Raw genomic sequence first — 14,217 nt, 5'->3', positions numbered from 1 at the left:
GTCCCCGCCGCGGCGATCGTGCGCGCCCCCTCCATGGCGTCCACGAGCCGGGCGGCGATCTCCCCCTGCACCTCCTGGTACCCGCCCGAGATCACCGTCGTCGCGCGGAGGAAGGCGCGCAGCACGAACAGGATGACGACGATGCCCACCCCGAGCGTCAGCGTCAGGACGGGCGCGATGAGCGTGAGCGCGACGAGCGCGCCCGCCGTGGGCACGAGCAGCGCGAGCGCGCCGGTCACCGTCTCCGGGGCCCGGCCCGCCTCCTCGGCGTTCAGTCCGGCCCGGGTGACCAGCTCGCCTTCCGGGAAACGCCGGGTGGCGGCCGGCCCGGCGCCGAGCACGTGGCGCAGAACGCCCAGCCGCAGCCTGGCCGCGGCGAACGCGCCGCAGGCGCCGCGGGCCCAGACGCCGAGGCTCTCGCAGAGCACGACGGCGGCGACGGCACAAGCAGAGAGCGCCAGCCAGGACGAGCCGTCCGGCCGGCGCAGGACGAAGCCGTCCACGGTGCGCCCGACGAGGTACGGGACCGCCAGCTCACCGGCCGCGCCCACGAGCGCCGTGACGGCCAGGACGGCGGGCCAGGGACCGCTGCGCCGTACCGTCCCGATCACCAGCCGGTCACCCGCTCGGTCACCCGCTAGCACCCGATGCCTCCTTGAAGTCGGCGTCCCCGCGCCGTGTGACACGGCGCGGGGACTGATATAGCGATCAGTGGCAAACCGCAACGCTGAGGTTGCTGGGCTTGCCCGAGTGACACGAGAGAACCGTCAGCGTGCTGCCACCACTGGCGACATCGCTGGCCGCGGGCGCCTCGAGACCCTGCAGGTCGAGAAGTACCATCCGTTACACCTCCTTCCGTGACTCGTAGGGGGCGGGCCGCCCGGGAGCGGCCGCCAGGAACGGCAGGTGGCCAGGCTGGTCGCCCAGGGCCGTGCCGAGGGCGAAGAGCACGCCCGCCGTTCCGGTCGCGAAATCCATGGAGAGGCGCAGCAGCTGGTCGCCGGGGAACGCCAGTCCCCCGCCGTACGGCAGCGCGTGCCATCTCAAGCCCTTGATGTGCTCCCGCGGGTCACCCGCGCGGGCCGCGAGCATGCCAGCCCGGCCGGTGAACAGCCCCGACTGGACGAAGAAGCCGGCGTGCCCGGCCAGCCGCAGCTCGGCCAGCGCCGTCGCGAGCTCCTCGTCGTGGTGGTGCGCGAGGTAGCGCTCCAGCACGAGGGCGATGCCGGCCGACCCCTCGTCCAGGTACGGCAGCACCCGCCAGCCCTGGTTCACCTGGAGCGAGCCGTCCGCGGCGTGCCGGCAGCGCCGCAGGTCCTGCCGGAGCGCGGTCGCCGCGAGGTCGAGCAGGGCCCGGTCGCCGGTGTGCTCGTACGCGTGCAGGAAGAGCAGCGCGGGCCCCGACGAGCCGTACATGAGCCCGGCCCTCGGATGGGGGCCGCCGCTGAGCTCGGGGACGGGTTCGGCGAGCCGCTCGGCGCAGATGTCCACGGCGCGCAGGGCGAGGTCGGCGCGGCCGAAGTCGAGGAGGTTCAGCCCGATGCCGGACAGGCCGGAGAACAGCGCCGACTCCATCCGCTCCCATTTCTCGCGCAGGCAGACGTCGACCAGCTCGTGCGCGTGCTCGTGGTGTCCGAGCAGGCCGAGGACGTGGGCGATGCCGTGCAGCCCGTCGTACAGGCCGAGCCCGGAGCCCTGGACGGGGCGCATCGCCCGGTCGCGTAACCAGCGCTCGTACTCGGGGATCGGCCCGAGGCCGGCCCGGTGGAGCGCGAAGAGCACGCCGGCCGCGCCGTAGGCCAGGTTGAGCCCGCCGCCCGGCCGGAACTGGGCCACGTCGCCGGGGAAGAGCCGGTCGTCGCGCGCGGGCGTGGCGCCGGCCACGATGGCCCGGCACATCGCGTCCCGCAGCTCGGGCCAGGTGTCCGGCATGGTCACGGGGTCGCCGTCCCCGCCGATGGCCGCGACGGCGGCGTCCACCGTCGCCTCCGGCACGGGGAACGTCTCCTTGACGATCTCCCCCAGCTGGGCCGCCTTCGCCCGGTGCAGCGGCAGCATGATCGTGCACTGCGGCGCGAACAGGCCGAGCCGCAGGCAGGCCAGCGCGTAGCGGTCCACGTCCACGCCCTGGCGGTCGGGGGGCGCGATGAAGGCTGGGTGGGCCAGCGCGGCGCGGGCCCCGTCCGCGACGAGGGTGGCGACCTCGTAGTCGATCAGCGCCACCCGGCCCTCGGCGGTCAGCAGGATGTTGTCCGGGTGCAGGTCGCCGAAGACGACGCCGCGCTCGTGCAGCGACTCGACGGCCCGCTCCACGCTCTCCAGCGTCTCGACCGCCCACGCCGTGTAGTCGGCCAGGTCCGGCTCGGTGCGGTCGGCGCGGGTCAGCGGGTAGCGCTGCACGAGCCGCCGCTGCAGCGGTGTCCCGTCCACGAACTCCTGCACGAGGAACTCGTGCTCGCCCAGGGCGAAGTAGCCGAGCAGCGCGGGCACGGCGGGCAGGCCGTCCAGGCGCCGGAGGATGTCGCGTTCGTGGCGGAGCCGGGTGAGCGCGTCCCGTCCGGCCGCGTCGAGCCCGGCGTGCGGCCTGGCCTCCTTGAGGACGACCCGCTCCTCCGTACGCGTGTCCCGCGCGAGGTAGACGCCGCCGCCGTTGGAGAAGTGCAGCACGCTCTCGACCCGGTACGGTAGCCCGGTCGTCGTCACGGCGTTGCGCGCGGCCAGATGCGGCTCCAGGAACCCGGGCAGCGTCGTCCACGGCGGCACCGAGAACGTCGCGCCGCGCACGTCGGGCACCAGTTGCCCGTCGCCGTCCTCGACGGCCAGCACGCGCTCGCCGGAGCCGGACAGGCAGTGCCGCTCGGCGAACCCGCCGTACCTGACGAACAGCGGGCCGGCGCCGTAGCGCAGGTCGCTGAGGATGTACGGGCCCTCGACGCCGCGCAGCAGCTCGTCGAGCTCCTTCAGGACGAGCTCCAGCTGGCCCTCGTCCCTCGGGTAGACGGTGATCAGCTTGCCGCTGGACGCCCGGGAGGCGGCCTTGGAGTTGACCATGACGAGGACGGGGGTGCCGCGCAGGAACTTGAACGCGATCCGGCGCTGCAGGCAGTAGTCCCACACGGCGGCGATGGCCCGCTCGGCGTCCTCCACGCGGGCGGAGACGTGGATCTTCCAGCCTTGGGCGGGCAGGGGCGGCTCGTTCTCGGGGGCGTAATAGCACCACGTGTCGGTCAGGGCGGTGGACCAACCGTCGGGCAGGGGTTCACGCAGGATGGGAAAGTCGGCGTCTTCGGCCGTGCCGTGTTCGAGCGAGTCGTAGAAACGCGGATCCACCAGGCAGTACAGCTCGTACTTGTCCATCTGGCGCCGACCTCCAAAGCGTTGTCCCTTAGAGATTGCCGCCGGGGAGGCGATTCGGTCTAGTTACACGTAACAACACCGAAATATGGTTATTGAAATTGCATTTGTGCGTTTTTCACAATTGGCTATTTCTTTCGTGGAACGTACGCACTGAAGGTGAACTGCCCGGTCCGGGAGGACGTGGCCTCGAGCCAGCCGCCGAGGCCGGAGACGCGTTCGGCCAGGTTGAGCAGGCCCTGTCCCGCGTCTCCGGGGCGGCGCGGCGGGCGCACGCCGTCGTTCCTGATCGTCAGGCGGACGAGCTGGTCGCGTTCGAGGAGCTGGATCGAGCACTGCCGGGCCTCGGCGTGCCTGAGGACGTTCGTCACACCTTCACGCAGGGCGTGTGTGAGCGCCTCCTCCACATCGCCCGGGAGGTCGGGGCAGGACATCTTGATCTGGCAGCGGACCCGTACCGACTCCAGGAGCGAGCGCGCCGAGCCCAGCTCCGCCGCCAGGGAGGAGCTGCGCAGGCCGTGGGCGACGGCCCGGACGTCGGCGGACAGGCTGCGCAGCAGCTCCAGCGTCTCGGACGACTCCTCCCGCGCCCGCCTGTCGCCCTCGGCCACGAGCCGCTCCAGGAGCTGCGCCTTCAGCACCAGGACGGTGAGCCGGTGGCCGACCAGGTCGTGCAGGTCACGGGTGAAGCGGCGGCGCTCCAGGGCGACGGCCTTGCGCATGACCTCGGTACGCGCCTTCGTCAGCCGCGTGACCCGCCTGCCCAGCGTCACCAGCGCGTACTCGACCAGGCCGAGCACCGGGCCGGCGAGCGCCCAGGCGGGATCGATCATCGCCCGCTCCGGCGCGGCCAGGATCACCGGACCGCAGGCCAGGGCCAGCGCCACCAGCACGATCGAGCGGATCCGGGCCGCCATCACCAGCAGCGCGCCCGACAGCAGGGCGCACACCGGGGTCCACGCCGCGCCGAACACCGTCAGCGGCAGGTACGTCAGCCACGCCTGCACGGCCACGATCCACCACGAGCCCGCCCGCCGTACCGGGGTCTCCATGATGAACCTGACGTGCAGCGTCAGCAGGACGAACAGCGTCACCCCGCCCGCGATCCCCATCCCCGACCGCACCAGCCCGAGCTGGACCGGCACCGTCACGCCGACCATCCCCGCCGCCAGCCCGAGGCCGCCCAGCCAGCCGGGGTTCTTCAGTTTGGAACGTGCCCACGACACGAGCGCACGGTGTGTGGCTTCCACCTCACCCCCGGTATGCGGTTGGGCGCCGGATGCGGCCGTGTCGCGAGAGCCCGCCCGCCGTTGTCTCGCTTCTCCCTAATCGACCCGATCAGGCCAGCCCTGTAAAGGTCATTTCCGCTTTTGGCCACCCATGACTTCCCGTCGGACCGCCGGTTAACCAGACCAATCCGGCTCCTGCGCCTCGTCACCGTCCTGCCTGCCCGCAGACCACCGCGATACCGCCCCTATGGTGGGCCTATGGACTACACCCGACTTGGCAACACCGGCTTGAAAGTTTCGAGGATCTGCCTGGGCATGATGAGCTACGGCGATCCCGCCAGGCAGGAGTGGGCTCTGGCGCGCGACGAGGCCGAGCCGATCATCCGCAGGGCCGCCGACGCGGGCGTGACTTTCTTCGACACGGCGGACGTCTACAGCCAGGGTGCGAGCGAGACCGTGACCGGCGAGGCGCTGCGCGCGATCTTCCGCCGTCGCGAGGACTACGTGCTGGCCACCAAGGTCTACTTCCCGATGGGCAGGGGCGTCAACGACCGGGGCCTGTCGCGCAAGCACATCCACGCGGCCATTGACGCCTCGCTCGATCGGCTCGGCACCGACTACGTGGACCTGTACCAGATCCACCGGTGGGACGACGAGACGCCCATCGAGGAGACCATGGAGGCGCTGCACGACGTGGTCAAGGCGGGCAAGGCCCGTTACATCGGCGCGTCGAGCATGTGGGCCTGGCAGTTCGCCAAGGCGCAGCACGTGGCGGAGAAGAACGGCTGGACGAAGTTCGTCTCGATGCAGAACCACTACAACCTCCTCTACCGGGAGGAGGAGCGGGAGATGCTGCCGCTCTGCGCCGACCAGGGCGTGGGCGTGATCCCGTGGAGCCCGCTGGCGCGCGGCGTGCTGGCCAGGGCCGGCTCGTCCGCGACGACCGCGCGGACCGGCTCGGACGAGCGCATCGACTTCCTGTACGACCCGGAGAACGACAAGACGATCCTCGACCGGGTGGCGCACGTGGCCGGTGAGCGCGGCCTGCCGGCCGCCCAGGTGGCGCTGGCCTGGCTGCTCCACCAGCCTGCCGTGACCGCGCCCATCGTGGGGGCCACGAAGGACCGGCACGTGGACGACGCGGTGGCGGCCGCGTCGGTGTCGCTCTCGGAGGCGGAGCTGGCCCACCTCGGCGAGCCGTACCGCCCCCGTGAGGTGCGCTTCTGACGGTCCTGGATTGTCGGGGCCGACCTTTAGGGTTGTGCCATGCGGGCAAATGAGGAGGCGGCGTCGGCGCTGCAGGAGTACGCGGAGCTGTTCGCGCTCTGCGGCGGCGACGCCTTCCGGGTGCGGAGCTACCAGAAGGCGGCCAAGGCCATCGCGGGGTTCCCCGAGGACATCTCGGTGGTCGACGTGCGCAGCGTCCCCGGGGTGGGCGAGGCGATCGCCAAGAAGATGGAGGAGTTCCTGCAGCGCGGGAGCTTCCGGCAGCTCGACGACCTGCGTGGCCGGGTGCCCGACGGCGTGCGCGCGCTGACGCGGGTGCCGACGCTGGGGCCCAAGACGGCGATCATGCTGTTCGAGGACTACGGCATCGACTCCACGGTGGCCCTGCGCGAGGCGATCACCTCCGGCCGCCTCGACGGCGTCAAGGGCCTCGGCCCCAAGACGCTGGCAAACCTGCTCAAGGGCATCGAGCAGCTCGAGCAGTCCGGCCGCCGCGTCCACGTCGGGGTCGCCATGTCGCTGGCCGAGCAGGTGATGGGTTCGCTGGAGGCCGAGCGCATCGCGTACGCGGGCTCGCTGCGGCGGATGAAGGACACCATCGGCGACATCGACATCCTGGCGGTCGCGCCCGAGTCCATCATGACCGCCTTCCGCGCCCAGCCCTACGTCGCCGAGATCATCGCGGCGGGCGACAAGAAGACCTCGATCCGCACGACGTCCGGCATCCAGGTCGACCTGCGGGTGGTGCCCGCCGAGTCGTGGGGCGCGGCGATGCAGTACTTCACGGGCTCCAAGGAGCACAACGTCGCCATCCGGGAGATGGCGGTGAAGAAGGGCTGGAAGCTGTCGGAGTACGGGCTGTTCGAGGGCGAGCGGGTGATCGCCGCCGCCTCGGAGGAGGACATCTACGCCGCGCTCGGCATGCAGTACGTGCCACCGCCGATGCGCGAGGACGGCGGCGAGGTCAAGGCGGCCCTGCGCGGCGAGCTGCCGGAGCTGGTGGAGCTGGGCGACCTGAAGGGCGACCTGCACACCCACACCAACCTGACCGATGGCATCGCCTCGCTGGAGGACATGGTGGCGGCCGGGCACGCCCGCGGCTACGCCTACTACGCGGTCACCGACCACGCCCCCGACCTGGCGATGCAGCGGATGACGCTGGACAAGGCGCTGGAGCAGCGGGGGCAGGTGGCCGAGCTCCAACGGAAATATCCCGACATGCGGATCCTGCACGGCACGGAGCTCAACATCGCTCCCGACGGGTCGGTCGACTGGCCCGGGGAGGTGCTGGCCGGGTTCGACGTGTGCGTGGCGTCGGTGCACTCGCATTTCGGGATGTCGCGCGACGAGATGACCCGGCGTTTCATCGCCGCCTGCGAAAACCCGTACGTGGACATCATCGGGCACCCGACGACCCGCAAGATCGGCAAGCGCCCGCCCGTGGACGCCGACTGGGACGCGATCTTCCGGGTGGCCGCCCGCACCGGGACCGCCATGGAGATCGACTCCTTCCCCGACCGGTCCGATCTGCCGTCGGACCTGGTGCGGCTGGCCAAGCACCACGGGGTGAAGTTCTCGATCGACAGCGACTCGCACGCGATCCCGCACCTGGCCAACCAGCGGTTCGGGGTGGGGCTCGCGCAGCGGGCCTGGCTGACCACGGACGACGTCATCAACACCTGGCCCCTGGACCGGCTCCTGACGTTCCTCGGCCGCTGACCGTCACCGCCACCGCCCTCGGCCGAGCGGGGGGCGGTGGAGGCACGAGACCAAGATCGCTAGGCTGCGACTATGGACCGCGTAACCGACGTGCCCGAGAGTCTCGCCCAGCCCTCGGATCCTGGACGCCGGCTGCGGCTCAGGCCCCCTGTCCGCCGCACTACGCGACCGCGGTGCGGTCGTCACCGGCATCGACTCCAGCGCCGGGATGCTGGCGCCGGCCCGGCGGCGGCTCGGTGACGACATGGCCCTGCACGTGGCCGACCTGAGCGACCGCCTGCCGTTCGACGACGGCGCGTTCGACGACGTGGTCGCTTCGCTGGTCCTGCACTACCTGGAGGACTGGGGGCCGACGCTGGCCGAGCTACGGCGAGTGCTCAGGCCCGGCCGCCCGTGAGCTGTTCCCCGGCGGTTTCCATGACCTCTCGACCACGACCACCTTCCTGTTCTTCGTCGTCGAGGTACCGCCGTCGGCTGCGGACTCGGACGGCTAGCGCGCCGAACGCGGTCTTCAGCCCGGTAGCGGAAAGAAGCGATCTGTGAGCGTCGCCGCCTTCCCAAGATGCGACGATAAACTTCCTGATCAGCCATCGCTCAGGGCCGCTCTGACGGGCGAAACGCGGGTCGGAGGGATCGGCCGCGTCGCGGCGAGAGATTTCTCCGGGGCCGTGTCGATCCGCGGGCCGCTCGTTCGACCTGTGAGTGCGAGGGCCGAGAGGCGGCTCCGCCGGACGAGGAGAACGCGATGCCGAAGTACCTGCTGATCATGCGGGGCACCGACGAGTCGAACGCGGCCATGATGGCCAACATCGACGAGATGATGGCCACGACCCGCCAGTTCATCGAGGAGATGGTCAAGGCCGGCGTTCTCCTCGCGGCGGAAGGGCTGGACGATCCGGGCCAGGGCGTCGTGGTCGACTTCAGCGGCGAGGCCCCGGTGGTCACGGACGGGCCGTACGGCGAGACCAAGGAGCTGTTCGGGGGCTTCTTCCTGCTCGACGTCGCCTCGAAGCAGGAGGCGGTCGAGTGGGCCAAGCGGGTCCCGGCGGCCCCCGGGTCCAAGATCGAGGTCCGGCGGGTGCCCGGGAGCGACGAGGTCCCGCAGGTCGGCGAGTGATCATCAAGGACTGGGCCGGGCGCGAGAGCGACGGGCAGATCTGATGGGTACGGCCGATGTCGAGGCCGTCTGGCGGATCGAGTCGGCGCGGATCGTCGCCGCGCTGACCCGGTTCACCGGCGATTTCGGGCTGGCCGAGGACGCGGCCCAGGAGGCGGTGGCCGAGGCGCTGGTGTCGTGGCCGCTCGACTCTCCGGCGAATCCGGCCGGCTGGCTGATGGCCACGGCCCGGCGGCGGGCGATCGACGCGATCCGCCGCCGGACCGCCCTCCAGGACCGATACGCCCTGCTGGCGGCCGACTTGGCGGTCGGCTCGGCGGTTGACGAAGAAATCGATCCCGACAAGATCGATGACGACGTGCTGGCGCTGATGTTCGTCAGCTGCCACCCGGTGCTCTCCCCCGAGGCCCGGGTGGCCCTGACCTTGCGCGTGGTCGGCGGCCTGTCCAGCGAGGAGATCGCCCGCGCGTTCCTCGTACCCGTGCCGACCGTGCAGGCCCGCATCACCCGGGGCAAGAAGACGATCGCGGCGGCCGGGGTGCCGTTCGAGCTGCCGCCGGCCGCCGAGCGCCGGGAGCGGCTGGGCGGCGTGCTCAGCGTCCTCTACGTGATCTTCACCGAGGGGTCGACGGCCACGTCGGGCGACCGGCTGCTGCGCCCAGACGTCGCGTACGAGGCGATCCGGCTGGCCCGCACGCTGGCCGCGCTGCAGCCGGACGAGCCGGAGGTGCACGGCCTGCTGGCGTTGTGCGAGTTGACGGCCGCGCGTTTCCCGGCCCGGACCGCCCCGGACGGTTCGCCGATCCTGCTTGACGAGCAGGACCGGCGGCTGTGGGACTTCTCGGCCATCCGCCGTGGGCTGGCCGCGCTGGCCAAGGCATCGACTCACGGCCTCGGCCCCTACGGCCTGCAGGCCGCGATCGCCGCCACCCACGCGTCGGCGCCCTCGGTCGAGGCGACCGACTGGGACCGGATCGTGGTGCTCTACGAGGCGCTCGGCCGGGTCGCACCCTCGCCGGTGGTCGAGCTCAACCGGGCCGTCGCCGTCGCCATGGCCTCGGGCCCGGCGCAAGCCCTGGCCATCGTGGACGAGCTGATCGCCTTGGACCGGCTCCCCGGTTCGCATCTGGTCCCGACCGTACGCGGTGAGCTGCTGGCCCGGCTCGGACGGCGACCGGAAGCGCGCGCCGAGCTGGAGCTGGCGGCCCGGCTGTGCGCCAACCAGCGCGAACGCTCCGTGCTGCTGCGCAAGGCGGCCACGCTGGGCTGACTTCTCCAGGTCGTACTGTACTGATGCCGCGCCTTGTCGTTGCGTGGTGAGCGGATTCACGGGGCCGGTTCACCAGCACGCCGGGTGAGCGCCAGAATCGCCATGTCGTCATCGCGCGGACCGCCGATCCAGCGCTCGACATCTCGTACCAGCACCTCGACCACCTCCTCCGGCTGCCGGAACGGGCCCCGGCCGGCGAGTCGGCTCACCGGGTCGTAGAACGTCCCGGAACGGCCTCGGGCCTCCGTCACCCCATCGGTGACGAGCAGGAGCGTGCTCCCGGTGGGGAAGGGCCAGTGGTCGGGTCGTGCCCGCGGTACGCCCAGGGGGCTCATGCCCAGGGGAAGACTCGGCTCCGCGGGATCCAGGCAGGACACCGTGTCACCCTGAAGGAGGAACGGCGAGGGGTGGCCGCAGTTCAGCAGCCGCACCCGGTCCGCGTCCGAGGTGATCTCGCCGAGTACCGCGGTGACGAACCCCTCCATCTGGACGTCTTCCTCGCGCGAGGAGGCTTCTTTGATCAGTGCGCGCTCCATGCGCTCGGCCAGCATCACGAGGTCGGCTTCCTGGTCTGCCGCCTCTCGGAACGTGCCCAGAAGGACGGCCACCGTGCCGACCGCGCCCAGGCCCTTGCCTCGCACATCCGCGATCAGCAATCTGGTGCCGTACGGCGTGTCCTGGACGGCGTAGGCGTCTCCGCCGATCAAGGCCTCGATCTGCGCGGCCTTGTAGACCGCGGCGATGGCCAGCGGGCCTACCCGTGCCGGTGGTGCGGGCAGCACGGCGCGCTGGACGGCCGCGGCGACGGAACGCACCACCTGCAGCCGGCGGCTGTGGCCCGCGACCACGCGGTTCACCCCGAGGCCCACGAGCGCGGTGAACACCGCGCTGATCAAGGAGAGTGTGCCGATGGCATGACCGAAGTAGCCATCCTTGATCAACAACACCAGCTGGACCAGAACAATGGCCGCCGCGACCGCGATCGTGTGCCGTCGCGACAGCAGCGCCCCTGCCACCACGACCGCGGCGCCCAGCAGATAGTCGCCCCAGTAGTAGCGCGGGGACAGCAGGTTGAAGACGGCGCCGATGACGATCATGGCGGCCGGTAGGAAGGAGACGCACCGGGGCAACCTCGTGGAGAGTGGGTTCATCCGCGCCCCGATCCCGCAGCCGATCGACCTGTGGGGGAAGACCGTATGACGTCCTCTGGTGGTCCTTGCACGGAGCCATTCCCACAGGTGCCGGATCTGATCCTTTTCTAGTGAATGTCGAATCGCCTGTCGAGGCGACACTCCCAGGGTGTCCTGGGAGCCGTCCCCTCAGGCATCGAACCCGGCCTGGAGATCGCGGTCGTCGCCTATTCGAACAGGGACGTGTCTCCCGTGCCCCGGCGGAGAATCTCGGGTTCCTCCTGCGAGAAGTCGATGACGGTCGTCGGAGTGGCGCCGCATTCGCCGGAGTCGATGACCGCGTCCACCACGTGGTCGAGCCGCTCCTTGATCTCCCAGCCCTGCGTCGAAGGTTCGGTCTCGTCGGGCAGGAGCAGGGTGCTGGACACCAGCGGCTCGCCGAGCTCGGCCAGCAGCGCCTGGGTGACGACGTGATCAGGGATGCGGACGCCGACCGTCTTCTTCCGGGGATGCAGCAGCCGCCGCGGCACCTCCTTGGTCGCGGGCAGGATGAACGTGTAACCGCCGGGAGTCGCCGCCTTGACCTGACGGAACAGCGCATTGCTCAGGTGAACGAACTGGCCGAATTGGGCGAAGTCACGGCATATCAGGGTGAAGTGGTGGTCGCTGCCAAGACCGCGGATCTCCCTGATCCGGTCGAGGCCCTCCTTGTTGCCCGGTCGGCATCCGAGGGCATAGCACGAGTCGGTGGGGTAGGCGATGAGCCCGTCCGCCCGCAGGATCTCGGCGATCTGACTGATCAGGCGAGGCTGGGGATTGTCCGGATGAAGATCGAAGTATCTGGCCACGCCTCGGATCCTAGGGTCCGGCACCATGGCATGACAGGCGGCCCCAGGTCTCGCCGCCCGGCGGCGTCTCCTGATTCAGGTGGTTGACGTCGGCGAGGAGGGCCAGTCCCCCGGTTCCATGGGTCGGGATGAGGGGTACGAGGCTCATCTCATGCTGGGGAGCGGCTGGCTTGGCCAGACGCTCGGCTCGGCCCGGTGAGCGTCCGGCATGGGACGCTCGGCTCGGCCCGGTGAGCGTCCGGCATGGGACGCCCGGCTCGGCCCGGTGAGCGTCCGGCATGGGACGCTCGGCTCGGCCCGGTGAGCGTCCGGCATGGGAGCGACCTATGCAGCGATCTTGGCGTCCATGGAGGCCGACGGTCACGGATAGGCCGTCGTTTCATCTCGGGGGAGATGGGGCTCCCAGCCCGGCGGCCACGCACCCACGCCCTGCGCGACGGCCCGTAACCTGGTCCGCGAGGTCCTCGTCGCCGAGTTCCGCGAGCGCGCCACCGCCGCGCTCGCACGCCTGGACGAGCCCGCCTGGGCGTCTGTCGGATCAGTACGGGTGGTGGTCCGGCTTGTTCGCCCAGGCGGCGTAGGCCTGGGCGCCGAGCTCGGGATAGATCTGCTCGATCCGGATCTTGCGCTGGTCGAGGGGCCGCTGGAAGTCCTCGTACTGGAAGGCGTCGTCGAAACCGATCTTCCTCGTCGCCTCGAGGTCGGAGCTGAAGTGGACCGCGTCGATCCGCGACCAGTAGATGGCGCTCATGCACATCGGGCACGGAGCCCCGCTCGAGTAGAGGGAGTATCCCATGAGCATCCGGGCCCGCTCGGGCAGGAGGTCGGGCGATCCTTCCGGGCGCGGCACGAGTTCGAGCGTCGAGGCGTTCAGGCGGTCCTCCGCAATGGAGGGCGCCTCCGGGTTCAGGATCTGGATGGCCTTGCGGATGGCCTCGATCTCGCCGTGCGCGGTCGGGTCGCCGGTGAGCAGGACGCGGTTCTGCCCGCGGGCGAGAATCTCCCCGTCCTTGGTGATGACCGCGCCGAACGGGCCGCCCCAGCCGTTCACAACGGACTCCGTGGCGAGTCGCACGGCTTCGGCCATGAATTCCTTCGGTCCCATCTCATAACCTCCGGCAGGTAAATTACGGCTGAAGTTTCGTCATGATCGACTGCCGTGCGCGAGTCATTGCCGCCATGCTTATCCGGGCGACCGTGGACTATACTTGCCCAGGTGAAGCCTGGTTCGAACCGTGGGGCCTCGGATCGCGGCGTGACCGTAGTCATTTCGTCAAAGGTTCGCGAAGGCCGCGAGGATGATTATCGCCGCTGGCAGCAGAAAACAAATGAGAGCATGCGCTCATTTGCCGGTTTCGAGGGGGCGGAAGCTTATCCGCCGATTCCCGGCGAGCAGCCCTCCTGGGTGTCCGTTTTTCGTTTCTCGGATATCGCCCGGCTGACCGGGTGGCTGAATTCGGAGTCGCGCAGGGCTCTGCTCGACGAGGTCCGGCCGCTGCTGGAGGAGCCGCCGGCGATGGAGGTCCTCGCGGGAAGGACACCCGAAAGCGAAGCGGTCACGGCGGTGATCTCCCACGACGTGCGGCCGGGCCGCGAGGGCGACTACACGCGCTGGCAGGACAGGGTCCACAAGGCAGAGGAGAGGTTTCCCGGCTTCCTCGGATTCGAGGCGTTCGCGCCCGTGCCGGGCGTACAGCCGCACTGGGTGGTCATGACCCGGTTCGACACCCGCGAACACCTTGAGAACTGGCTCGCGTCCGACACCCGCAGAAAGCTCCTGGACGAAGGTCGCGACTGCGTCGTCGACTTCGACGTGCGCACCGTCAAGTCGGCGTTCGGCGGCTGGTTCCGGTTCGGCGGCGGAGCTGCCGGGGAGGGCGCTCCGCCCAACTGGAAGCAGGCCATGTGCGTGCTGCTGGCCCTCTATCCGACCGTGATGGCGCTGAACCTGACGGTGAGCCGGGTGCTGACCGGCGCGCGCCTGCCCTCCTACCTCGTCCTGTTCATCGGCAACGTGCTGAGCGTCGCCATCCTCACCTGGGTCCTGATGCCGCTCGTCAACAGGGCCTTCGCGGCATGGCTGCGCCCCGGCGTGCCCCGCTCGTTCCTCGCCGACGCCGCCGGAGCGCTCGTGATCGTGCTGTGCTACGCGCTGTGCGTCGCCGCCTTCGCCGTGATCACCCGTTAGCGGCCGTGGCAGGCGGGATGTCCGACATGGAGCTGGGCCGCGACCTCGAGGGCCCGCTCGTCAGGCGAGGCGAGGCCGGCTACGGCATGGTGATGTTCCGTGTTCCCCGGCGGCGTAGCGACTCCGGCGCCAACG

The 14,217-nt window shown here is 70.5% G+C and carries 11 protein-coding genes and 2 pseudogenes; 6 read left to right on the top strand and 7 right to left on the bottom strand.

Going from position 1 to position 14,217, the window contains the following annotated elements; translation table 11 throughout:
* The 4 genes from ACWDX9_RS36185 to ACWDX9_RS36170 form a co-directional block, all read right to left on the bottom strand.
* A partial coding sequence (locus ACWDX9_RS36185) for an ABC transporter transmembrane domain-containing protein (RefSeq protein ID WP_449962140.1) occupies window positions 1-644 on the bottom strand: 644 nt, incomplete at its 3' end.
* A gap of 64 nt (window positions 645-708) precedes the next feature.
* Complete coding sequence (locus ACWDX9_RS36180; protein WP_355195039.1) at window positions 709-840, bottom strand: SapB/AmfS family lanthipeptide; 132 nt, start codon at window positions 838-840, stop codon at window positions 709-711.
* A 3-nt stretch (window positions 841-843) separates the two neighbouring features.
* Window positions 844-3,357 carry a class III lanthionine synthetase LanKC gene (gene lanKC / locus ACWDX9_RS36175; RefSeq protein ID WP_449962137.1) on the bottom strand — a complete coding sequence of 838 codons (2,514 nt, stop codon included), beginning with the start codon at window positions 3,355-3,357 and terminating at the stop codon, window positions 844-846.
* A 125-nt stretch (window positions 3,358-3,482) separates the two neighbouring features.
* Window positions 3,483-4,580 carry a sensor histidine kinase gene (locus ACWDX9_RS36170; RefSeq protein ID WP_449962135.1) on the bottom strand — a complete coding sequence of 366 codons (1,098 nt, stop codon included), beginning with the start codon at window positions 4,578-4,580 and terminating at the stop codon, window positions 3,483-3,485.
* A 261-nt stretch (window positions 4,581-4,841) separates the two neighbouring features.
* Between ACWDX9_RS36170 and ACWDX9_RS36165 the strand changes: the two genes are divergently transcribed.
* The 5 genes and pseudogenes from ACWDX9_RS36165 to ACWDX9_RS36145 all read left to right on the top strand — a co-directional run bounded on the left by ACWDX9_RS36165 (window position 4,842) and on the right by ACWDX9_RS36145 (window position 9,916).
* On the top strand, window positions 4,842-5,810 hold the full coding sequence (locus tag ACWDX9_RS36165) for an aldo/keto reductase (protein WP_449962132.1): 969 nt from the start codon (window positions 4,842-4,844) through the stop codon (window positions 5,808-5,810).
* Between the two features lie 39 nt (window positions 5,811-5,849).
* Window positions 5,850-7,529 carry a DNA polymerase/3'-5' exonuclease PolX gene (gene polX, locus ACWDX9_RS36160; RefSeq protein WP_449962130.1) on the top strand — a complete coding sequence of 560 codons (1,680 nt, stop codon included), beginning with the start codon at window positions 5,850-5,852 and terminating at the stop codon, window positions 7,527-7,529.
* A 112-nt stretch (window positions 7,530-7,641) separates the two neighbouring features.
* A pseudogene (locus ACWDX9_RS36155) lies at window positions 7,642-7,917 on the top strand (class I SAM-dependent methyltransferase); the annotation flags it as partial.
* A 357-nt stretch (window positions 7,918-8,274) separates the two neighbouring features.
* Window positions 8,275-8,690, top strand: a pseudogene (locus ACWDX9_RS36150) (YciI family protein).
* Window positions 8,690-9,916 carry an RNA polymerase sigma factor gene (locus ACWDX9_RS36145; RefSeq protein WP_449962128.1) on the top strand — a complete coding sequence of 409 codons (1,227 nt, stop codon included), beginning with the start codon at window positions 8,690-8,692 and terminating at the stop codon, window positions 9,914-9,916. Before ACWDX9_RS36150 ends, ACWDX9_RS36145 begins: the two are co-directional and overlap by 1 nt.
* Before the next feature lie 56 nt (window positions 9,917-9,972).
* Here ACWDX9_RS36145 and ACWDX9_RS36140 read toward each other — a convergent pair whose 3' ends face one another.
* From ACWDX9_RS36140 to ACWDX9_RS36130, 3 genes are all read right to left on the bottom strand, one after another.
* Window positions 9,973-11,013 carry a PP2C family protein-serine/threonine phosphatase gene (locus tag ACWDX9_RS36140; protein WP_449962126.1) on the bottom strand — a complete coding sequence of 347 codons (1,041 nt, stop codon included), beginning with the start codon at window positions 11,011-11,013 and terminating at the stop codon, window positions 9,973-9,975.
* A gap of 260 nt (window positions 11,014-11,273) precedes the next feature.
* Window positions 11,274-11,894, bottom strand: coding sequence for an L-threonylcarbamoyladenylate synthase (locus ACWDX9_RS36135; RefSeq protein ID WP_431912678.1), 621 nt, complete (start codon window positions 11,892-11,894; stop codon window positions 11,274-11,276).
* 538 nt (window positions 11,895-12,432) lie between these two features.
* Window positions 12,433-12,999: a nucleoside deaminase gene (locus ACWDX9_RS36130; RefSeq protein ID WP_449962124.1), complete on the bottom strand. Its 567-nt coding sequence runs from the start codon at window positions 12,997-12,999 to the stop codon at window positions 12,433-12,435.
* Between the two features lie 150 nt (window positions 13,000-13,149).
* Between ACWDX9_RS36130 and ACWDX9_RS36125 the strand changes: the two genes are divergently transcribed.
* Entirely contained in the window at window positions 13,150-14,082 is a 933-nt protein-coding gene (locus ACWDX9_RS36125; protein ID WP_449962123.1) for an antibiotic biosynthesis monooxygenase, read from the top strand.
* Window positions 14,083-14,217 lie beyond the last annotated feature (135 nt).

This window comes from Nonomuraea sp. NPDC003201, from assembly GCF_053590415.1.
This window is presented reverse-complemented; position numbering and strand designations above follow the sequence as displayed.

Excerpts from the sequence above, each read along its gene's own strand:
- ACWDX9_RS36140 (WP_449962126.1), bottom strand. The coding sequence starts at position 11,013 with ATGATCGTCATCGGCGCCGTCTTCAACCTGCTGTCCCCGCGCTACTAC.
- ACWDX9_RS36145 (WP_449962128.1), top strand. The coding sequence starts at position 8,690 with ATGGGTACGGCCGATGTCGAGGCCGTCTGGCGGATCGAGTCGGCGCGG.
- ACWDX9_RS36165 (WP_449962132.1), top strand. The coding sequence starts at position 4,842 with ATGGACTACACCCGACTTGGCAACACCGGCTTGAAAGTTTCGAGGATC.
- ACWDX9_RS36180 (WP_355195039.1), bottom strand. The coding sequence starts at position 840 with ATGGTACTTCTCGACCTGCAGGGTCTCGAGGCGCCCGCGGCCAGCGAT.
- ACWDX9_RS36130 (WP_449962124.1), bottom strand. The coding sequence starts at position 12,999 with ATGGGACCGAAGGAATTCATGGCCGAAGCCGTGCGACTCGCCACGGAG.
- lanKC (WP_449962137.1), bottom strand. The coding sequence starts at position 3,357 with ATGGACAAGTACGAGCTGTACTGCCTGGTGGATCCGCGTTTCTACGAC.
- polX (WP_449962130.1), top strand. The coding sequence starts at position 5,850 with ATGCGGGCAAATGAGGAGGCGGCGTCGGCGCTGCAGGAGTACGCGGAG.